Source organism: Rhizobium sp. P28RR-XV (assembly GCF_012641385.1).
Classification (GTDB): domain Bacteria; phylum Pseudomonadota; class Alphaproteobacteria; order Rhizobiales; family Rhizobiaceae; genus Rhizobium.
The window spans coordinates 144996-165175 of sequence record NZ_JABAIG010000012.1 but is presented as its reverse complement, the minus strand read 5'-3'; the positions used below and the strand labels follow the sequence as shown (position 1 = coordinate 165175).

Genomic DNA, 20180 nt, shown 5'->3' with positions numbered 1-20180 from the left:
GCGGATCGACATGACAGACAAGAAAACCAAGAAACCCCCGCTTTCCGGTATTCGCGTCATCGAACTTGCCCGCGTGCTCGCAGGCCCCTGGGCCGGGCAGATGCTGGCCGATCTCGGCGCCGATGTCATCAAGGTGGAAAACCCCGACGGCGGCGACGACACGCGTCAATGGGGGCCGCCCTTCGTCGAAGGCAAGGATGGCGAAAACCTCTCCGCCGCCTATTACCATTCCGCCAACCGCGGCAAGCGTTCCATCACCGCCGATCTCAGGACCGAGGAAGGACAGGAGCTGGTGCGCCGGCTGGTGAAGACGGCCGATGTGGTGATCGAGAATTTCAAGCTCGGCGGCCTGGTCAAATACGGGCTGGATTATGAAAGCCTGAGAAAGATCAATCCCGGCATCGTCTATTGCTCGATCACCGGTTTCGGCCAGAGCGGCCCCTATGCCAGCCTGGCAGGCTATGACTATATCGTTCAGGGCATGTCCGGCTTCATGTCAATAACAGGCGAGCCGGATGGCCAGCCAATGAAGGCGGGCGTCGCGATCGCCGATATTTTCACCGGCGTATATGCGGTTTCGGCGATCGAGGCCGCCCTGATCCACGCTTTGAAGACCGGCGAAGGGCAGCTCATCGACATGGCGCTGCTCGATGTGCAATCGGCCGTACTTGCCAATCAGAACATGAACTATCTGATCTCGGGCAAACCGCCGGTGCGCCTCGGCAATGCCCATCCGAATATCTCGCCCTATGAGGTCGTGCCCACCGCCGACGGCTATCTCATCCTTGCGGTCGGCAATGACGGGCAGTTCCGGCGCCTCTGCGCCATTCTTGGCATGGAGACCAATGCCGACGACGAGCGCTATGCGACCAACAAGGCCCGCGTTGCCAACCGAAATGAAGTACGGGCCTTCGTCTCGGCTGAAACGCTCAAGTGGAGCAAGGCGGAGCTGCTCCGAGCCTGCGAGGCCAATGCCGTTCCGGCCGGCGCCATCAACACGATCGAAGACATGTTTGCCGACCCGCAGATCGTGGCGCGTGGCTTGAGGATCGATCTCGAGGACAGCGCCGGCACCGTCATTCCAAGCGTGCGCACACCGATCGTGCTGTCGGAAACGCCATTGGCCTATACGCGGCCGAGCCCGCGTCTCGGCGAACATCAGGAGGAAGTTCTGGCCGAATTGGCCGAACTGGAGGGAAAGGCGAGGACATGAAGCGAACGGGCGGGCAACTCATCGTCGAGGCTCTGAAGGCAAATGGCGTGCGGCGCATGTCCTGCGTGCCGGGCGAGAGCTTTCTCGCCGTGCTCGATGCGTTACATGACGGCGATATCGAGGTGCTCGTCTGCCGCCAGGAGGGTGGTGCAGCGATGATGGCGGATGCTTGGGGCCGATTGACCGGCGAGCCGGGCATCTGCATGGTCACCCGCGGCCCCGGCGCCACCAATGCATCCGCCGGCCTTCACATCGCGCGGCAGGATTCAGTCCCGATGATCCTGTTCATCGGCCAGGTCCAGCGCGATGCCCGCGAACGCGAAGCCTTTCAGGAAGTGGAATTCCGCCGGGCCTTTACCGAATTCGCCAAGTGGGTCGGCGAGATCGACGATGCCGCCCGCATTCCGGAGTTCGTCACCCGCGCTTTCGCCGTGGCGACATCAGGGCGTCCCGGTCCCGTCGTGCTAACCTTGCCCGAAGACATGCTGCGTGAGGAGGTCGAGGCGCCGGAAGCGCTGCCCTATGTCCCAGTTGCCGCCCATCCTGGCCCCGACCAGCTTGCCGATCTCCGCCAGTGCCTCGCGGCTGCCGAACGGCCGATGGTCATCCTTGGCGGTACGCGCTGGAACGAGGAAGCCGTTGCCGGCTTCAGGCAGTTCGCGGAGCGTTTCAAGTTGCCGGTCGGCTGCTCCTTTCGACGGCAGATGCTATTCGACCATTTGCATCCAAACTATGCCGGCGACGTCGGCATCGGCATCAACCCAGCTTTGGCCAACGAAATCAAGGAAGCGGACCTGCTGATCCTTCTCGGCGGCCGCCTCTCCGAGATGCCGTCGTCCGGCTATACGCTGGTCGATGTCCCCTACCCGCGCCAGCAACTTGTCCACGTCCATCCCGATCCCTCGGAACTCGGCCGCGTCTATCGCCCGGACCTGGCAATCTGCGCCAGCCCGGCGGATTTCGTTGCGGCGCTGGCGGACCTCGACGCGCCGACCGAGACGCGCTGGGCCGAACGGACGGAACGTATGCACGCCGCCTACCTTGCCTGGTCGACGACACCGGAAAAGAGCCCCGGCGCGGTTCACATGGGCCGCATCATGGATTGGATCGAAGCCAATACGGCTGATGATGCGATCTTCACCAACGGCGCCGGCAATTATGCCACATGGCTGCACCGCTTCCATCGCTTCCGCCGTTTCAACACGCAAGCCGCCCCGACTTCGGGCTCGATGGGCTATGGCCTGCCGGCGGCGGTGGCGGCAAAGCAGCTCTTTCCGGAGCGCGAAGTCATCTGCTTTGCCGGTGATGGCTGTTTCATGATGCATGGGCAGGAATTCGCAACCGCCGTCCAATATGGCCTGCCGCTGATCGCTTTGGTCATCAATAACGGCATGTTCGGCACCATCCGCATGCACCAGGAGCGGGAATACCCCGGCCGCGTCAGCGCCACGGCGCTCGACAATCCTGATTTTGCGGCCTTGGCACGCGCCTATGGCGGCCACGGCGAAACAGTGATGGCGACAGAAGAATTCGGCCCGGCCTTCGAGCGGGCGCGGGAGAGCGGCAAGCCGGCCATCATCGAGATCGCGCTTGACCCGGAAGCGATCACGCCCTCCCGCACCCTCTCGGAAATCGCCCAGACAAAAGGCCGGTGAGCACGAGCCCACCGGCCTTTCCAAAAACACTGATGGAGCGACTTAGAGCGCTGCCGTCACGATGAATTCGACCTTGTACTTCGGCGCTGCGAGCTTGGCTTCGCTGGTCGCCCGGGCCGGCGTGTTCGCCGGATCGACCCAGGCTTCCCAGGCGGCGTTCATTTCGGCGAAGTAGGAGATGTCCGAGAGGTAGATCAGCGTCTGCAGGATCTTCGACTTGTTGGTGCCGGCAGCACCCAGCAGGCGATCGACTTCAGCCAGTGCCGACTTGCACTGATCCGTGACGCTGTCGCCTTCGCCAACCTGGCCGGCGAGGTAGACGGTGTCGCCGTGGATGACAGCGCCGCTCATGCGGGCGCCAACGTCGATACGCTTGATGCTCATGGTCTTCTCCTGATGTTGTTCTTCGACAGGTAAACAGGGCAAGGCCTGCGGCCTGCCCTCAATCAAAAGGCCGGGTAAAAACCCGTTCAGCCGCGAATGTGATGCGTCTTCTGATAGATCGCCGTCGAGCGTGCGCCCGAGCGGCAATAGCCGAGCATCGGGCGCGGAAACTCGTCCAGCGCATCGACCATGCCCTGCACGGCTTCTTCCGTCACGCCCATGGGGCCGACGGGCACCTGGGTGATCTCCAGGCCGAGTTCCTTGGCGCGGGCTTCGATGATGCCAAACGACGTCTGATCCGGGCTCTCACCATCGGGGCGATGGCAGACGATGGACTTGAACCCCAGAGCCTTGATCTGGTCGAGATCCTCTACGGTGATCTGGCCGGACACCGAGTATTCATCGTCGATCGGGCGGATATCCATGGTTCATGTCCTCTTTAAAACCGTGGCTTTGATCTACGCCGCGACAGGGCGAGCGTCAACTGCGGGGCACTCTCAAACGAAGGCAAAGTTGAGCATGAAATTGCGGGCTTCGCCGGGCTCGAGAATATTGAATTCACCCGCCTCCTCAAGCTCGGCGCGCGAGACCCAGCGATGCGAAACCGGCTCGATGCCAAGCACATGCGCAGGCGCGCGCTGATTGCGCCAGACCTGCAGGAACGGCAGGGTATCGGTACCGAAGCGCACCCTTAAAGACTTGCCGCCGATGGCCGCGATGGGGCCGAGACTGATTTCGGCCCAGTCCTCCCCCTTGTCTTGTGCCGGTACGCAGAAGATATCGCCACCCTCTTCGCCGAACGTCCAGGGAAAGCCGCCATTCTCCAGCATCTGCCCGGTAAGGCGCGTACCGCTGTCGAACCACTTTCCGCCGATATTCATGTGGTACATCAGGAAGACCGGCATCGCCTCCGTACTCGTGTTGACGATGCGGTCGGCAAGCGAGACCTCGCCGGTCGCGCCATCGATCCGCCAAAGACGTTCCAGCCTCGCGGTGCGGCGTTCGGCGGTGATAACATCGATATCGGCACGGCATTCCGCATTGCCATTCTCGAATTTGGTCCAGAGAATTTTGGCCGGATGAGAGGAAAAGGATCCGTGCAGCGGATAGCGCTTACCCTCATATGCGCCCGTCATCGGCTCTGGATGGCGGATGTGATCTGGCCCGCAAGTGAAGAGAAAGCCTTCCACGGAATGACTGATACGCGGATCGCCATCATCGGGAACGGCGCGTCCAGGCGCAAGATTGTTGCCATCGACGATGCACGCGCCGATATCCAGGACGGAGCCCTCGTCCAGCGTCAGTTTCGGCCCCATGGCCGCCGAAAAATCCATCATCCCTGGCATCCTCCCTGATTGGCGCAGCCGGCGGACATTGTCCCGCAATGGAGCGCGGCTGAAATAAACGGTGATTTGGCTTACCGAATGTTAACTTGAAGCCTTGATCAGATAAATTTTTATATTTTATTCAGCATGATAATTTAAATTTCCATACTGGCGTCAAAATTGCCATGTGTGTGTCAGCCGAACGGCCATCCGAGGATTCGACAGACGTGAACCGGTTTGTAAAATTGAGTTTTGTCCTGGCAATGACTGCCACCGTGTCCGTGCTCGCGCTCACCGACGCGCAGGCACAATATTATCGCAGCGGAAACGGCAACACGGTTCTCGTCACTCCCGATGGCCGGATCCTCGATCAATACCCTTACGGCGGTGGATATTCCATGGCACGTGACGGACGCGGCCGACGGGTTCTGATCGATGCCTACGGCAATGTCGTTGCCACGGAGATGAAGGCAAGTACCTATTATCCTCGCGCGCCGGCTCGCGGCGCTTATAGCGATAATGGGGACGACAACGGCGGCCGCTATGGCGACACGCAGCTTTCCAACAACGGCGGGTACCAGGATTATCGCCGCTATCGCACCGACAGCTACGGCAATTACGACGGCGACGATCAGCAGGATCGTGGCGTCGTGACCGGCGGTATTCCGCGCGACAGCGATATTCAGCGCCAGCCGCTCGACAGTCAGCCCCTGCCGGGCAGGAACCAGGGCCAGACGAACCAGAACGGCAGCGATTATGCCTCGATAGATCCGCAGCAGGGTGCACCGGATATCGTCGACAAGCCGCCGGCCGAGCCCGTCATCACGCTCAAGGGCAAGTCGAAGATGGAGATTACCGCGCTTGAGGTCTTCCTCTCGCGGCAAGGCATTTCGCCCGGCGCTATCGACGGCCGCATGGGCGCCAACGTTACCAAGGCGATCTATGCCTATCAGCAGATGACCGGCCAGACCCTCGATCCGAACAATACCGACGCAATCCTCGAGCAGCTGCGCATGTCCGGTGGCATGCCAATCATCAACTACACGATTACGGCCGCCGACGCCGCCGGCCCTTATGTTGCATCGATCCCGGAAGATTATGCGGCAAAATCACAGATGCCCTCCCTCGGCTATACGTCGACGACCGAAATGCTGGCGGAGCGCTTTCATATGGATGAAGGCTACCTGAAGGCGCTCAATCCCGGTGTCGATTTCACCGTGCCGGGCAGCACCATCAAGGTCGTCAATACCGGTCCCAGCAAGACCGGTGCCGTCGCCAAGATCCTGGCGGACAAGGGCCGCAAGCAGGTTTTCGCCTATGACGCCAACGGCACCCTGATCGCGGCCTATCCGGCCAGCATCGGCTCCGCCGACACGCCCTCACCGTCCGGCACGGTCACGGTCGAGCGCGTCGCCTTCAATCCGGGCTATACCTACAATCCGAAGATCAACTTCCAGCAGGCCGGAAACGACAAGATCCTAAACATTCCTCCTGGCCCGAACGGCCCGGTCGGTACGGTGTGGATGGCCCTGTCGAAGCCAACTTACGGCATCCACGGCACGCCCGATCCCTCACGGATCGGCAAGACGCAGAGCCATGGTTGCGTGCGCCTCACCAACTGGGATGCCACGGAGCTCGCCAAGATGGTCAAGCCGGGCGTCGTCGTCGAATTCGTCGATTGACTACCAGACATAGCTTCAATGAAAAAAGCCGCCGAAACACTCGGCGGCTTTTTTGTTTGTCTTACGCACTGCTAGATGCATCCACCGCATAGAGAAGGCGGGGACAGCTTATCAGAAGCAATCCCTGAATAGCGCCCTGGTATTTTCCAAGGTCATCGGTACCGGATTGCCGCCGGCGCTTGGGTCTTCGATCGCCATCGCGGAGAGTTCGTCGATCCGGTCTGGTGCGATGCCCATGGCAGAGAGGCTTTCCGGCACGCCGAGTTCCGAACGCAGCTGCAGCACATATTCATAGAAGCCGTCAAAGCCACCGGCGATGCCGAGATAAGCTGCGGCACGCGCGATCTTGTCTTCGATGGCCTTGCGGTTGAAGCGCAGGACGGCCGGCATGACGACGGCATTGGTCATGCCGTGATGGGTGTTGTAGACGGCGCCGATCGGATGCGACAGCGCGTGAATGGCGCCAAGACCCTTTTGGAAGGCAACGGCGCCCATGGCGGCTGCACTCATCATGTTGGCGCGCGCTTCGAGATCCGTCCCCTCGCGATAGGCGCGCGGCAGGAATTCCTTGACGAGCCGCATGCCTTCCAGCGCGATACCGGCCGACATCGGATGATAGAACGGCGAGGAATAAGCTTCCAGGCAATGAGCGAAAGCGTCCATGCCGGTGCCGGCAGTGATAACCTTCGGCATGCCGACGGTCAGCTCCGCATCGGCGATGACGACGCCCGGCAGGAACTTCGGATGGAAGATGATCTTCTTCACATGTGTCGCGGAATTGGTGATGACGCTGGCGCGGCCGACTTCCGAACCGGTGCCGGCGGTCGTCGGCACCGCGACGATCGGCGCAATGCCTTCGACGCTGGCGCGGGTCCACCAGTCGCCGATATCTTCGAAATCCCAGACAGGGCGCGTCTGGCCGGCCATGAAGGCGACGCACTTGCCGAGATCGAGGCCGGAGCCACCGCCGAAGGCAACGACGCCATCATGCCCGCCGTCCTTGAAGGCCTTCACGCCGGCTTCGAGGTTCTTTTCATTCGGGTTCGGATCGACATCGGCAAATAGAGCCCGTCCAAGACCTGCATCCTCCAGAATGTCCAGGGCCGTCTTGGTGATCGCCATCGAGGCAAGTCCCCGATCGGTGATCAGAAGCGGCTTCTTCATGCCCAGGCTCTTGCAGGCGTCCGCGAGCTCCTTGATACGGCCACGGCCGAGCTTGAAGGCGTTCGGATAGCTCCAATTGGCTGAGATAGTGCTCATGCTGTTACTTTCTTCAGGTGATAGGATTTCGGACGCGTCAGGTTATGGAAGCCGATGATCGACAGCGAGCCACCACGACCGGTTTCCTTGACGCCGGTCCAGCAAAGCGCCGGATCGAGATAATCGGCGCGGTTCATGAAGACGGTGCCGGTTTCGATGTCGCGGCCGAGGCGCGAGGCGCGCTCGACATCTTTGGTCCAGAGCGATGCCGTCAGGCCGTAGGGGCTGTCATTCATCAGTTCCAGCGCTTGCACATCGCTCTTCACCTTCATGATGCCGACGGCCGGGCCGAAGGTCTCTTCCCGCATGAAGGCCATGGAATGATCGACATTGACGAGGATCTGCGGCGCGAGATAGGCGCCGCCGTCATCGGCCGGAAACAGCTTGGGATCGACCAGCGCCTTGGCGCCCTTGGCGACGGCATCGGCGATCTGTTCGCGCACCACCTTGGCAAAGCGCTTGTGCGCCATCGGTCCGAGCGACGTCTCGGGATCGAGCGGATTGCCGAGCTTGTAGTTCGAAACCCATGCGACCGACTTTTCCACGAAGCTGTCGTAGAGCGATTCATGCACATAGATGCGCTCGATACCGCAGCAGCACTGGCCGGAATTGTATGTCGCCCCATCCATCAGCGTATCGACGGCGGCGTCGAGATCGGCATCCTCCATCACATAGCCCGGATCCTTGCCGCCAAGCTCCAGTCCGAGACTGGTGAAGGTGCCGGCAGCGGCGCGCTCGATCGATCGCCCGCCTTCGACCGAGCCCGTGAAGTTGACGAAGTTAAAGCTTCCGGTTGCGATCAGCGCCGAAGTCGTTTCGTGATCGAGGAAGACATTCTGGAAGACATCGGCGGGAACGCCCACCTCGACGAAAGCCTGAACAAGCCGCTCGCCAACCAGCAGCGTCTGGCTCGCGTGCTTGAGAATGACAGTATTGCCGGCCATCAGTGCCGGGGCGACCGTGTTGATCGCCGTCATATAAGGATAGTTCCAGGGTGCGATGACGAAGACAACGCCGTGCGGCTCGCGCTCGATACGGCGGGCAAAATTCGCGCTGTCCTCGACAACCAAGGGCGCCAGTGCGTCTGCAGCGATGGAAGCCACATAGTTGGAGCGCTCGTTGAAGCCGCGATACTCACCGCCATACTTGATCGGGCGGCCCATCTGCCAGGCAAGTTCGGGTACGACCACATCGGCCATCTCATTGAGCCGGGCGACACCCTTCAGCACGAGCTGGACGCGATCTTCCAGCGGGCGACGCGCCCAATCCTTCTGTGCCTTGCGTGCACGGGCCACCACTTCCTTGGCTGCATCCAGCGACAAGGCCGGACGTTCGGCATAAACCTCTCCATTTACCGGGGAGACGCATGTGATCATGGTCATGATCGAATTCCTGTTTTCTTCGTCATCAATTGATTTGCCGGATGTCCCGCAACCGCAAAAAACATCCTGGCGCCCCGCCCGATCATAGAATGAAAATCGGGCATGAGGCAGATCGCAAAAGCCTTACGCTCTTTCGAATCCGCGCGCCACTTCCCAATCGGTGACGCGACGATCGTACTCCTCCTGCTCCCATTCGGCGGCGCGAGTATAGTGATCAATGACGTCGTCGCCGAAGGCGGTGCGCAGCATCTTCGAAGTCGTCAGGGCCGTGGCGGCATCCCGCAAGGTGCGCGGTATCTCGCGAACTTCGCGCGCGCCGTAAGCATCGCCGACGAAGGGCGCTTCGAGTTCGAGCTTGTTTTCAATACCGGCAATGCCGGCGGCGATCAGAGCCGCAAAAGCCAGGTAAGGATTAAGGTCCGAGCCGCCAACGCGGCACTCGATGCGGATCGACTTGGTATCCTCGCCGCAGAGGCGATAGCCGGCCGTGCGATTGTCCTTGCTCCAGATCGCCTTGGTCGGCGCAAAGGTGCCGGCCATGAAGCGCTTGTAGGAATTGATATAGGGCGCCAGGAAGTAGGTGATTTCGCTGGCATGGGTCAAAAGCCCGGCGACATAGTGCGTCATCATCGGCGACATGCCGTATTTGCCGCCCTCCTCGAAGAACATCGGGCTCTTGCCGTCGACGCTCCACAGCGACTGGTGGATATGCGAGGAACTGCCGGCAGCGCTATAGTTCCACTTCGCCAGGAAGGTGATGGCCTTGCCCTTAGACCAGGCGATCTCCTTGCAGCCATTCTTGATGATGGCATGGCGGTCGGCCATATCAAGCGCATCAGCGTAGCGGACGTTGATTTCCTCCTGCCCCGCCGAGGCCTCGCCCTTCGAATTTTCCACCGGTATGCCCGCGCCCTGGAGGCCGGTGCGGATCGCCCGCATCACCTCTTCTTCCTTGGTGGTCTGGAAGATGTGGTAGTCCTCGTTATAGCCGCTGGCGAGCTTCATGTTGCGATAGCCGGCTTCGCGCGCGCTGTCATAGCTCTGGTCGAACAGGAAGAATTCGAGCTCCGAGGCCATGTAGGCCTTGAGACCCATAGCTTCCAACCGCTTCACCTGCTTCTTCAGGATGGCGCGCGGGGAGTGCGGCACTTCTTCGTGGGTATGGTGGTCGAGCACATCGCAAAGGACGAGCGCCGTGCCATCGAGCCAGGGTATGCGACGGAGTGTGGCGAGATCGGGCTTCATCGTATAGTCGCCATAGCCCTTCTCCCAGCTCGTCGACTTGTAGCCGGAGACCGTTTCCATCTCGATATCGGTCGCCTGCAGATAGTTGCAGCTATGCGTTTCCTTCCAGGCGCTTTCGATGAAAAATTCCGCCTGGAAGCGTTTGCCCATCAACCGGCCCTGCATGTCAACCTGACATGCCAGGACCGTGTCGATGCGCCCTTCGGCCACATCTCGTCTGAGGTCGTCGAACGTATAGCTGCTCATAATTTGGTCCGCCTGAACAATGAATTGAAACATCGGCCTGTCGAACAATGCTGCCGCTCGGAAATTAATCCGCGCTCCGCAGCCTTGTCGTTACCGGAGAGAGGGGCCGCAGGTCTGCGACCCCATTGCTTGGAAGAATTTGCCGCGCTCAGTTCTCGCCGACGGCGGCTTCCGCTGCCGCGATCTCGGCCTTGCGCTTGGCAATCGCGTCGCCGATCGGCGGGCCTTTGAAGCGGCGGCGCTCGAAACCGAACCAGACGACGGCAGTCAGCGCGAGGAAGCCAACGGTGATGATACCGGCCCAGTCGTTCGGCGGCTGGATGCCGAGCACGAAGATGATGATCATCGCGATGATCGACAGCACGGCAAACAGCTTGAACAGCCCTTCCCCGAGGTTCCACGGACCCATCTTGTCCCACTTCGCTGTACCCCACGCGAAGAGACCAAGCGTGATCGGGATCGCGAAGGAGAAGAACAGGAAGATGACGGTGCACGAGACGACGATGGTGTAAACTGGCGTATCGCCGATCGACGCCAGTGACGACCCCCAGACGAACAGGACGGAAAGAACGGATCCGGTCCAGATCGCAGCGACGGGCGTGCGGTATTTCGGGCTCACGCGTGAGAGAGCCTTGGAGGCCGGAAGGCCACCATCACGCGAGAAGGCGAAGATCATGCGCGAAACCGAGGTCACGGTTGCAAGACCGCATAGCCACTGGCTGATGAAGATCAGCAGGTACAGGATGTCCTTGACGATGGGATTGACCCGGGCATCCATCGCCCAGAAGAACACGTTCCAACCCTGCTTGGCGGCATCGTCCATGTTCGGCAGCATCAGCACGAACGAGCAAAGCATGATGTAGCCGAACAATGCCGACCAGAGAACGGACGCCACCATGCCGCGCGGAACGGAATGAGCGGCCTTCACGGTTTCTTCCGAGGTGTGAGCCGAGGCGTCATACCCGGTGATCGTATAGATCGGCAGCAGGAGGCCCAGCGCGAAGACCCAGAAGGTCGAGACCTGCGGCCAGACCGGCGCACCCGTTGCCGAACCGTCGGCGGCGACCGTCGCCAGGCCGGAATAGTTGGTAAACGTGAAAAGCCGGGCGAATTCATAGGAAGGTGCGGCAACCAGGCACACGACCGCAAGGGCGACGGAAGTCGCAAAGATGAGGTAGCCGGAAAAGTCCGTGAGCTTCGCTGTCAGACCGATACCCATATGGTTGACGAGTGCCTGAAGGCCGGTGATGACCACCAGGAACAGGATGCGCACCGGCGTGGTGTCGGTCATGTTGAAATAGCCGCCGAAAGCACCCACGAAGAAATAATAGGTGCCGACATTGATGGCGCCGAGCACGGTGACGAGGCCGAGCAGGTTGAACCAGGCGGTCAGCCAGCCGGTGAAGCGATTGCCGAGGATCGAGCCCCAGTGATAAAGGCCGCCCGCCGTCGGATAGGCCGAGCTGATCTGTGCCATTGCTATGGCGAAAACGAGCGATATGAAGCAGCCGACCGGCCAGCCGATGCCGATCGCGGCGCCGCCGGCGCCTGATGTCGCCTGGGCGAGCGAATTGATACCACCCGAAAGAATGCAGATGATCGAGAAGGACACGGCGAAATTCGAGAATGAACTCATGCGCCGTTCCAGCTCCTGGGCGTAGCCCATGGAGTGCAGGATCTGGACATCCTGCTTCTTGTCTAACTCTGAATAATCAGACATGCCATTCCCCCTAAAGCCCGGTTGTCCGCGGGATTGCGGAGAACCATGTGTCACATGAGCCGCTGGCTCTTGCCATGCGGCCCGATCGCAGTTGAACTGCTCCCCGGGGTCTTTTTCTTTATGCTCAGGCTTCCAGACTGCTCTGGAGAAGCCCCGTCAGATAATCGGCCACGACCCCTTGGCCGACGTCATCGTGAATGAGGTCGTTGCGGACCTCGATCATTACATTATGCAGGCTATTGGCGATCCCATGCAGCTTCAGCGTATGGGTAACGCCGTCTTCAGGCCCGTAAGGCTGGTTGCGTTCGGTGCGGTAGAGCGGCGCTTCAGCTGCCGCATCCAGCATGCGATCGGCCAGCCAACGGTCCTCGTCATGCAGAATGCCAAGCTCCACCGCGCGCGGATTGCCATTATAGATCGGCGTGAAGCTGTGAATTGTCACGATCACGGTTTTTTGTCCGCGTTCGGCCCTTTCTTTCAACAGGGTCCTGATCCCGTCGTGGAACGGTATGTAAAGGCCTTGCGTGCGTGCGTGCCGGTCTGCCTCGTCCAGATGCTGATTGCCTGGGATCGTATAGATTTCGCTCGTCTCCGGCATGGCGCCTGCACTTTCCGGCGGCCGGTTGCAATCATAGATCAGACGCGAGAAACGCTGAGAGACCAGCGTCGCATTCAAGCTGGCGGACATTCTTCTTGCAACCGCCAGTGCGCCCGGATCCCAGGCAATATGACTGGAAAGCGCCTCGGCGGAAAGCCCGAGATCCCCGAAGCGCTCGGGGAGAGCGCGGGAAGCGTGCTCGCAGACAAGCAAAATCGCACTGCTTCCATCCGGCCTTTCGACCGAGACACAATCGCCATCCGCCTTCGTCAAAATGCCTTGCTGCGCAAGCATCGGAGACGCCCCATTGCCGATTAATAAAATCTTATAAGAAAAGAATTCTTCAGGTTTTTGCCGCTGTCAATCGAAAACTGAAATTATTTCTTCATTTGTGACATTGACTCGAAATATGACAGCGTTGTTATATCGTTGCAGGAAAGCGGCATAAGACCGTTCCGGGGAGCAAAAATCGAGTGAACACTGCGTCGAAGACAGTTTCTGACGTGATCAACGCGCGCTTCGAGACGCTGACGCGCGCCGAAAAGCAGCTCGCCAAGAGCCTGCTCGACAATTATCCGGTTTCAGGGCTCGGCAGCATCACGACGGTTGCCGAAAATGCGCGCGTTTCGACGCCGACGGTCGCGCGCATGGTGCAGAAACTCGGATACAAGGGGTATCCGGACTTCCAGGCCCATCTTCATCAAGAGGTGGAAGCGACGATCTCCAACCCGCTGACGAAGCATGATCGCTGGGCATCGAACGCGCCAGGCACGCATATTCTCAATCGCTTCGCCGACGCCATCATGAATAATCTTCGCCAGACGCTTTCGGATATCGATGCCGCGACATTCGACGGCGTCGCTGCCCTGCTATCCGAAAGAAAGCGTGGGCTCTATTTCGTCGGCGGACGCATCACGGGCGCGCTTGCCGAATATTTCTTCACCCATATGCAGGTCATCCGCCCGAACACGACGCTGCTCTCCTCCAATTCCAGCACCTGGCCGCAATATGTTCTGAATATGAATCCAGGCGACCTGCTCGTGATCTTCGACATCAGGCGCTACGAGCAGGAAATGGTCAATCTGGCAGCCGCCGCCCGCCGGCGCGGCGCCGAAATCATCGTCTTCACCGACCAGTGGGCCACACCGGCGGCCAAACATGCAAGACACACGTTCCGCGTGCAGATCGAGGCCCCCTCTGCCTGGGATTCGTCGGTCGTTACTCTCTTCATCGTCGAGGCCCTGATCGAGGCTGTTCAAAGCTCGACATGGGATGAGACGAGCAAGCGCATGAAAACGCTCGAGGGCCTTTTTGAACAAACAAAATTGTTTCGCAAGCTGAGTTAAGAAGGAAGCGAAAGCATAAAATAACGTCTCGCGAAGCGATGTGAAATGCAGCGACTGTCATACTTGTTGATTAGAAGCAAAATCATCTTCGTTGTTAGCAAACGCAACGCTTTGAAACCGTCACACAACCTTCATGTTACGTCATTAACAGCAACGCCAGACACTGAAAACCCAGAAGGAGGAAATGCAGTGACCTCGAAAATTCATCGTCTTCTGACCATCTCTACCGCAATGCTCGTCGCTTCGACGGCTATTGCGGCCGCAGAGCCGAGCGCCGATCTCATCGCCGCTGCCAAGAAGGAAGGCACGCTGACCACGATCGCCCTGCCCCACAACTGGTGCGGTTACGGCGATCTCATCGCTGCGTTCAAGGCAAAGTACGGCATCGACGTCAACGAGCTGAACCCGGATGCCGGTTCGGGCGATGAAGTCGAAGCAATCCGCGCCAACAAGGGCAACACCGGCCCACAGGCTCCGGACGTGATCGACGTCGGCCTCTCCTTCGGCCCGACCGCCAAGAAGGAAGGCCTGCTGCAGCCTTACAAGGTCTCCACATGGGACTCCATTCCGGACAGCGCCAAGGATTCCGAAGGCTACTGGTATGGCGACTATTACGGCGTTCTCTCGTTCGTCGTGAACAAGGACGTCGTAAAGAATCCGCCGAAGGACTGGGCCGACCTGCAGAAGCCGGAATATGCCAACACCGTTTCGCTCGCCGGCGACCCGCGCACCTCGAACCAGGCCGTCCAGGCCGTTTACTCAGCCGGCCTGGCTGCTGGTGAAAAGGATGCCGCCAAGGCAGGCGCTGCCGGTCTCGACTATTTCGCCAAGCTCAACAAAGCAGGTAACTTCGTTCCGGTCATCGGCAAGTCCGCTTCGCTCGCCCAGGGCGCAACCCCGATCGTCATCGCATGGGACTACAATGGTCTCTCCTGGCGCGACAGCCTGAACGGCAACCCGCCGGTTGACGTCACCGTTCCGGCTTCGGGCGTTATCGCTGGTGTCTACGTCCAGGCGATCTCGGCTTTCGCTCCGCACCCGAACGCCGCCAAGCTCTGGATGGAGTTCCTCTATTCCGACGAAGGCCAGATCGGCTGGCTGAAGGGCTATTGCCACCCGATCCGCTTTAACGATCTGGCAAAGAACAAGAAGGTCCCGCAGGAACTTCTCGACAAGCTGCCGCCGGCTGCCGCCTATGAAAAGGCCGTCTTCCCGACGCTCGACGAGCAGGCTGCCGGCAAGACCGCCATCACCACGAAGTGGGACTCTGTCGTCGGTTCGAACGTACAGTAATCACAGCTGACTTGACCTCCCCGCTTCGGCGGGGAGGTTTTTCCTTTTTGACGCCGCGGATTGGGCCAATCATGAGCACCGTCACAACATCAACGGCCAGTTCCACCCCCATGATCAACAGACGCGTGGTTGTCGACTGGCTGGGCATCGCGCCCTTCCTGATTTTCGCGCTGCTGTTTCTGATTCTGCCGACGATCTACCTCGTCGCCGGCGCTTTTCTGACGCCGGATGGGAGCTTTACGCTCAAGAATATCGCCGACCTGTTCGCGCCGACGATCATGAGCGCTTATTGGATCAGTATCAAAATCTCGGCCGCTTCGGCGCTTGGCGGTGCGATCATAGGTTTTTACCTTGCCTGGGCACTCGTGCTTGGCGGTCTTCCTCCCTGGATCCGCCACGCCTTCCTGACCTTCTCGGGCGTGGCATCCAATTTCGCCGGCGTGCCGCTGGCCTTCTCGTTCATCGCGACGCTAGGCCGTCAGGGCCTGGTCACCATATTGCTCGCTCATTTCGGTTTGAACCTTTATTCGACCGGCTTCAATCTTTTGAGCTTCCTCGGCCTTACCATCACTTACATGTACTTTCAGATTCCCTTGATGGTATTGATCATCACGCCGGCACTCGATGGCATGAAGAAGGAATGGCGCGAAGCTGCCTCCATTCTTGGCGCAACCAACAGGCAATATTGGCTGATGGTCGCCCTGCCGATCCTGTGGCCCAGCCTGCTGGGCACGACGCTACTGCTCTTCGCCAATTCTTTCGGCGCCATCGCGACCGCAATTGCCCTCACCGGCAGCTCGCTGAATATCGTTCCGATCGTGCTCTATGCGCAGATCCGCGGCGACGTGCTGCACAACGCCAATCTCGGCTATGCGCTGGCACTCGGCATGATCGTCATCACCGGCATATCGAACGTCATCTATATCTTGATGCGCATGCGCGCTGAACGGTGGCAGAAATGAAGCTGCAAAAACTCTTTGCCTGGATCGCGGTTGCCATCGGCCTCATCTATTTCCTGGTGCCGCTCATCGGTACGTTGGAATTCTCGTTGCGCATGCGGCGCGGCGCCTACAGCTTCGATGCCTATGCTTCGGTCTTTTCGGACTTCACCTTCCTGACCGCCTTCGGCTTCTCGATGTTGATGGCACTTCTGACCATCATCTTCGGCATGCTTCTCGTCGTGCCAACCGCATATTGGGTGCGACTGCGGCTGCCGCAGCTTCGCCCCTTGGTTGAATTCATCACGCTGATGCCGCTGGTCATTCCCGCCATCGTCATCGTTTTTGGTTATCTCCGCCTCTATAATTCGTCGTCGATCCTGCCGCTGACGGGCTATAATTCCACGACGAACATTCTGCTTGTCTGTTCCTACATTGTTTTATCCCTGCCCTATATGTATCGTTCGGTCGATACGGCGATGCGTACCATCGATATCGGCACGCTGACGGAAGCAGCCGAAAGCCTTGGTGCAAAATGGACAACCATCATGTTCAAATGCATCTTTCCGAATGTCATGAGCGGTGTGCTTTCCGGAGCGTTCATCACACTCGCGATCGTCATGGGTGAATTCACCATGGCGTCGCTGCTCAACCGTCCGGCGTTTGGGCCCTATATGCAGCTTGTCGGAGCTAACAAAGCCTATGAGCCGTCTGCGTTGGCGATCATCGCGCTCGCTGTGACTTGGCTCAGCATGGCTCTTCTCCAGCTGGTCTCCCGTTTCTCAAAATCCGCTCCGATTAAGGCGTAAGGTCCCCGCTATGGCTTTTCTCGAACTCACCCACATCAAGAAGTCTTTCGGCGACGTTCACGTCGTTCACGATTTCAATATGCAAATCGAGAAGGGAGAATTCATCTCCTTCCTCGGACCGTCGGGCTGCGGCAAGACGACCGTGCTGCGCATGATTGCCGGCTTCGAGGCCCCGACCGCCGGCACGCTGACGATCAACGGCAAGGATCAGCGCCACTTGAAGCCAAACCAGCGCAACATCGGCATGGTGTTCCAGGCCTATGCGTTGTTTCCGAACATGACGGTCCATGACAACGTCGCCTTCGGCCTCAAGGTCGCCGGCATGGCGAAGCCCGACATCGACAAACGCGTCAAGGAGATGCTTGCTCTCATCAAGCTCGATCATCTCGCCAGCCGCTACCCCTATCAGATGTCCGGCGGCCAGCAGCAGCGCGTGGCGCTGGCCCGCGCCATCGCCGTCAAGCCTCAGGTTCTCCTGCTCGATGAGCCGCTGTCGGCACTGGATGCGAAGATCCGCGTGTCGCTGCGCGAGGAAATCCGCGCTATTCAACAGCAGCTCGGTATCACTACTGTCTTCGTAACGCACGACCAGGAAGAGGCCCTGTCGATCTCTGATCGCATCGTCGTCATGAATGCCGGCCGCGCCGACCAGATCGGTTCGCCTTTCGAAATCTACAACACCCCGGCCACCCGCTTTGTCGCTTCCTTCGTCGGCACGCTGAACCTCATCGAAGGCAAGGTCGTGGATCCCAACAACAACCGCATCACGATCGGCGATCAGGATGTCACGCTCAAGCAATCGGTCACCGCCTACAAACCTGGTGATACGGTATCGCTGGCTCTGCGCCCGGAAGCAGGCTCATTGGCCGAATCGGCCAAGGGCGATACGGCCCTGACCGGTGAAGTCTCCTCGGCTCACTTCCTTGGGTCGGTCATCCGCACCCGCATGAATGTCGCCGGCAACACCATTTCCTTCGATATGTTCAACAGCCCCGGCATGATGCCTCCGAGCGTCGGCGAAAAGGTGACGCTGCGCTTCGCATCGTCCGACCTGCTCGTCATTCAGGATTGAGCACGCCTCTGCGTCGCAGGGAAACTTTGAAAAATTATTCGCAAGCGCCGGGTCAAAAGCCCGGCGTTTTTCTTTGATTTCCATGAGGGAAAGCATCTATAGTCCACGCGTTCTCAGGGCGGGGTGCAATTCCCCACCGGCGGTATGGGGAGTTTCCTCGAGCCCGCGAGCGCCTTCCGGGCTTCGGAAGGGTCAGCAGATCCGGTGAAATGCCGGAGCCGACGGTATAGTCCGGATGGAAGAGAGCAAGCCGGGTTGCACCCTCCCTCGCGCGGAGAGTGCTGCAATTCTGCGTGTTCGCCCAAGGGATATTTGACAACAACCCTTGAAAGGCAAATTCATGACCATTTCGATTTCTACCCAGCCGAGCCGCGTTGCGATCATTCGGGCTCGCTGGCATGCCGACATCGTCGATCGTTCGGTCGACTCCTTCATTGCCGAATGGCAGACGACGGAAGGCGCGTCGCCGATCGACATCTTCGACGTCCCCGGCGCGCTTGAAATTCCGCTGCATGCGCAGACGCTGGCCCGCAATGGCCGCTATTCCGCAATCGTTGCCACCGCTTTCGTTGTCGACGGCGGCATCTATCGCCATGAATTCGTCGCCAACACGGTTCTTGATGCCATGATGCGCGTCCAGCTCGATACCGGCGTGCCGATCCTCTCGGCAGTCCTGACACCGCATCACTTCCAGGAGTCGGAAGCGCATATCCAGTTCTTCAAGGAACATTTCATCATCAAGGGCCGTGAAGTAGCAAGCGCCTGCCGCCATATTCTCGCGGAACGGGCCAAGCTGCTGCCTGCAGTCACGGTCTGAGCCAGCATAGTGGAGGCGCGGTGAAGGCCCGCCTCCATGTCCACAAGGAAGAAACGTCAGTGACCGTCCTACGCATCGTCCCAAACCTGCCCGCCGCCGATCCCGACACCGCTCGCCTTTTCTATCAAGACCTACTCGGCCTCGATATCGTCATGGATCACGGCTGGATCCTCACTTTCGCCTCTGAGGCGGCAACGGTTCCGCAGATCAGCATCGCCAGCGAAGGCGGCTCCGGCACGATCGTCCCCGATCTCTCAATTGAAGTCGACGACGTCGATGCGCTTTATCAGCGAGCCACATCCCTGGGCTTCGGCATATTGTATGACCTGACGGACGAGCCTTGGGGCGTTCGCCGCTTCTATGTCCGCGACCCCTTCGGCAAGGTGATCAATATCCTTTCGCACCGCTGAGGCTGACATAGGCGGGCGCTTTTGCCTCAGCTATCGGCAAGATCGTCCCAAACTGCTATCGCAGATCCACGTTGAAGGTGATCCGCTCCGCTGACCACATCGACTCCGAATAGGTGATCGGCACCCCGTCCGCATCCGCGTCCAGCTTGCGCGTGATAAGGAGCGGTGTGGATTTCGGCTGCCGCAGAAGCCGCGCCTCTTCCGCCGTCGGCATGCGCGCCTCGATCTCCGTCGACAGTCGCTCGTAGTCGGTAACGCCGTAGCTGGCGAGCGCTGCCGAAATCGTTGGATGTTGCAAGCGCGCCTTGTCGAAATCAGGGAAGCGCACGGCCGGATAATAGGAATCCCCCAATTCTATGGGCACACCATCAGCCGTCATCACGCCACGTCGATGAATGACCGGCGCACCCGCCACAAGCTTCAAATAGGCAGCGACTCGTTCCGTCGCCGCCACGATCTCGTGAACGAGCAATTCGCCGCCCGGCTCGAAGCCCTGCTCGATCAGGTTCTTGGAAAAGCGCGTGCGCTTCGACAGCGTATAGTCGAGCACGCCCTTATGAACGAAGGTTCCCCGCCCCTGCTCGGCGCGGACCAACCCACGCTGCTCCAGGCGGCCCAGTGCCTGACGCACCGTGAAGCGGCTGACGCCGAAACGCCGCATCAGCTCGGGTTCGGTCGGTAATTTCTCTCCGGGCACGAAAGTCCCGGCGGCGATATCGGCCGCCAGGATTTCGCCGATCTGATGCCAGAGCGCACTGCCGCCCTTTCGATCGATCGTCTCCATG

The 20180-nt window shown here is 59.7% G+C and carries 19 protein-coding genes and 1 riboswitch; of the genes, 10 read left to right on the top strand and 9 right to left on the bottom strand.

The annotated features are described in order from the left end of the window. The first annotated feature begins 10 nt into the window (after positions 1–10). A complete protein-coding gene (locus HGP12_RS25515; RefSeq protein WP_168842378.1) occupies positions 11–1213 on the top strand; it encodes a CaiB/BaiF CoA-transferase family protein in 1203 nt (400 codons plus the stop codon). Further along, positions 1210–2868: a thiamine pyrophosphate-binding protein gene (locus HGP12_RS25510; RefSeq protein WP_168842379.1), complete on the top strand. Its 1659-nt coding sequence runs from the start codon at positions 1210–1212 to the stop codon at positions 2866–2868. The genes HGP12_RS25515 and HGP12_RS25510 overlap by 4 nt, the downstream gene beginning before the upstream one ends. A gap of 42 nt (positions 2869–2910) precedes the next feature. Here HGP12_RS25510 and HGP12_RS25505 read toward each other — a convergent pair whose 3' ends face one another. From HGP12_RS25505 to HGP12_RS25495, 3 genes are all read right to left on the bottom strand, one after another. After that, positions 2911–3252, bottom strand: a complete 342-nt coding sequence (locus HGP12_RS25505) for a RidA family protein (protein ID WP_168842380.1) — start codon at positions 3250–3252, stop codon at positions 2911–2913. Positions 3253–3338: 86 nt separating this feature from the next. Further along, positions 3339–3677 carry a TIGR01244 family sulfur transferase gene (locus HGP12_RS25500; protein WP_168842381.1) on the bottom strand — a complete coding sequence of 113 codons (339 nt, stop codon included), beginning with the start codon at positions 3675–3677 and terminating at the stop codon, positions 3339–3341. Between the two features lie 72 nt (positions 3678–3749). Continuing rightward, the gene (locus tag HGP12_RS25495; RefSeq protein WP_168842382.1) at positions 3750–4589 is read right to left on the bottom strand and encodes a DUF4432 family protein; all 840 of its coding nucleotides are present in this window, start codon (positions 4587–4589) and stop codon (positions 3750–3752) included. A 215-nt stretch (positions 4590–4804) separates the two neighbouring features. Between HGP12_RS25495 and HGP12_RS25490 the strand changes: the two genes are divergently transcribed. Further along, complete coding sequence (locus HGP12_RS25490) at positions 4805–6259, top strand: L,D-transpeptidase (protein WP_168842383.1); 1455 nt, start codon at positions 4805–4807, stop codon at positions 6257–6259. A gap of 111 nt (positions 6260–6370) precedes the next feature. On the opposite strand, the gene HGP12_RS25485 is transcribed toward HGP12_RS25490, so the two are convergent. From HGP12_RS25485 to HGP12_RS25465, 5 genes are all read right to left on the bottom strand, one after another. Continuing rightward, positions 6371–7519, bottom strand: a complete 1149-nt coding sequence (locus HGP12_RS25485; RefSeq protein ID WP_168842384.1) for an iron-containing alcohol dehydrogenase — start codon at positions 7517–7519, stop codon at positions 6371–6373. Continuing rightward, entirely contained in the window at positions 7516–8901 is a 1386-nt protein-coding gene (locus tag HGP12_RS25480) for an aldehyde dehydrogenase family protein (RefSeq protein WP_168842385.1), read from the bottom strand. Before HGP12_RS25480 ends, HGP12_RS25485 begins: the two co-directional genes overlap by 4 nt. A gap of 123 nt (positions 8902–9024) precedes the next feature. Beyond that, positions 9025–10392, bottom strand: coding sequence for a glutamine synthetase family protein (locus HGP12_RS25475; protein ID WP_168842386.1), 1368 nt, complete (start codon positions 10390–10392; stop codon positions 9025–9027). Positions 10393–10540: 148 nt separating this feature from the next. After that, positions 10541–12112 carry an amino acid permease gene (locus HGP12_RS25470; protein ID WP_168842387.1) on the bottom strand — a complete coding sequence of 524 codons (1572 nt, stop codon included), beginning with the start codon at positions 12110–12112 and terminating at the stop codon, positions 10541–10543. 124 nt (positions 12113–12236) lie between these two features. Further along, positions 12237–13004, bottom strand: coding sequence for an N-formylglutamate amidohydrolase (locus HGP12_RS25465; protein WP_168842388.1), 768 nt, complete (start codon positions 13002–13004; stop codon positions 12237–12239). A 179-nt stretch (positions 13005–13183) separates the two neighbouring features. Between HGP12_RS25465 and HGP12_RS25460 the strand changes: the two genes are divergently transcribed. From HGP12_RS25460 to HGP12_RS25430, 7 genes are all read left to right on the top strand, one after another. After that, entirely contained in the window at positions 13184–14056 is an 873-nt protein-coding gene (locus tag HGP12_RS25460) for a MurR/RpiR family transcriptional regulator (RefSeq protein ID WP_168842389.1), read from the top strand. A gap of 189 nt (positions 14057–14245) precedes the next feature. Beyond that, positions 14246–15349 carry an ABC transporter substrate-binding protein gene (locus tag HGP12_RS25455; protein WP_168879637.1) on the top strand — a complete coding sequence of 368 codons (1104 nt, stop codon included), beginning with the start codon at positions 14246–14248 and terminating at the stop codon, positions 15347–15349. A gap of 71 nt (positions 15350–15420) precedes the next feature. Continuing rightward, on the top strand, positions 15421–16311 hold the full coding sequence (locus tag HGP12_RS25450; RefSeq protein ID WP_168842391.1) for an ABC transporter permease: 891 nt from the start codon (positions 15421–15423) through the stop codon (positions 16309–16311). Then, positions 16308–17096, top strand: coding sequence for an ABC transporter permease (locus HGP12_RS25445; protein ID WP_149634870.1), 789 nt, complete (start codon positions 16308–16310; stop codon positions 17094–17096). Before HGP12_RS25450 ends, HGP12_RS25445 begins: the two co-directional genes overlap by 4 nt. 10 nt (positions 17097–17106) lie before the next feature. Continuing rightward, a complete protein-coding gene (locus tag HGP12_RS25440) occupies positions 17107–18168 on the top strand; it encodes an ABC transporter ATP-binding protein (protein WP_168842392.1) in 1062 nt (353 codons plus the stop codon). Positions 18169–18273: 105 nt separating this feature from the next. Then, positions 18274–18419: riboswitch (FMN riboswitch) on the top strand. 89 nt (positions 18420–18508) lie between these two features. Beyond that, complete coding sequence (locus HGP12_RS25435) at positions 18509–18985, top strand: 6,7-dimethyl-8-ribityllumazine synthase (protein ID WP_168842393.1); 477 nt, start codon at positions 18509–18511, stop codon at positions 18983–18985. Positions 18986–19044: 59 nt separating this feature from the next. After that, entirely contained in the window at positions 19045–19395 is a 351-nt protein-coding gene (locus HGP12_RS25430; RefSeq protein WP_168842516.1) for a VOC family protein, read from the top strand. Positions 19396–19450: 55 nt separating this feature from the next. Here HGP12_RS25430 and phnF read toward each other — a convergent pair whose 3' ends face one another. Then, positions 19451–20179 carry a phosphonate metabolism transcriptional regulator PhnF gene (gene phnF / locus HGP12_RS25425; protein WP_168842394.1) on the bottom strand — a complete coding sequence of 243 codons (729 nt, stop codon included), beginning with the start codon at positions 20177–20179 and terminating at the stop codon, positions 19451–19453. Between the last annotated feature and the right edge of the window lies 1 nt (position 20180).

Excerpts from the sequence above, each read along its gene's own strand:
- HGP12_RS25495 (WP_168842382.1), bottom strand. The coding sequence starts at position 4,589 with ATGATGGATTTTTCGGCGGCCATGGGGCCGAAACTGACGCTGGACGAG.
- HGP12_RS25480 (WP_168842385.1), bottom strand. The coding sequence starts at position 8,901 with ATGACCATGATCACATGCGTCTCCCCGGTAAATGGAGAGGTTTATGCC.
- HGP12_RS25475 (WP_168842386.1), bottom strand. The coding sequence starts at position 10,392 with ATGAGCAGCTATACGTTCGACGACCTCAGACGAGATGTGGCCGAAGGG.
- phnF (WP_168842394.1), bottom strand. The coding sequence starts at position 20,179 with ATGGAGACGATCGATCGAAAGGGCGGCAGTGCGCTCTGGCATCAGATC.
- HGP12_RS25500 (WP_168842381.1), bottom strand. The coding sequence starts at position 3,677 with ATGGATATCCGCCCGATCGACGATGAATACTCGGTGTCCGGCCAGATC.
- HGP12_RS25485 (WP_168842384.1), bottom strand. The coding sequence starts at position 7,519 with ATGAGCACTATCTCAGCCAATTGGAGCTATCCGAACGCCTTCAAGCTC.
- HGP12_RS25510 (WP_168842379.1), top strand. The coding sequence starts at position 1,210 with ATGAAGCGAACGGGCGGGCAACTCATCGTCGAGGCTCTGAAGGCAAAT.
- HGP12_RS25435 (WP_168842393.1), top strand. The coding sequence starts at position 18,509 with ATGACCATTTCGATTTCTACCCAGCCGAGCCGCGTTGCGATCATTCGG.
- HGP12_RS25505 (WP_168842380.1), bottom strand. The coding sequence starts at position 3,252 with ATGAGCATCAAGCGTATCGACGTTGGCGCCCGCATGAGCGGCGCTGTC.
- HGP12_RS25445 (WP_149634870.1), top strand. The coding sequence starts at position 16,308 with ATGAAGCTGCAAAAACTCTTTGCCTGGATCGCGGTTGCCATCGGCCTC.
- HGP12_RS25450 (WP_168842391.1), top strand. The coding sequence starts at position 15,421 with ATGAGCACCGTCACAACATCAACGGCCAGTTCCACCCCCATGATCAAC.
- HGP12_RS25440 (WP_168842392.1), top strand. The coding sequence starts at position 17,107 with ATGGCTTTTCTCGAACTCACCCACATCAAGAAGTCTTTCGGCGACGTT.
- HGP12_RS25515 (WP_168842378.1), top strand. The coding sequence starts at position 11 with ATGACAGACAAGAAAACCAAGAAACCCCCGCTTTCCGGTATTCGCGTC.
- HGP12_RS25470 (WP_168842387.1), bottom strand. The coding sequence starts at position 12,112 with ATGTCTGATTATTCAGAGTTAGACAAGAAGCAGGATGTCCAGATCCTG.
- HGP12_RS25465 (WP_168842388.1), bottom strand. The coding sequence starts at position 13,004 with ATGCTTGCGCAGCAAGGCATTTTGACGAAGGCGGATGGCGATTGTGTC.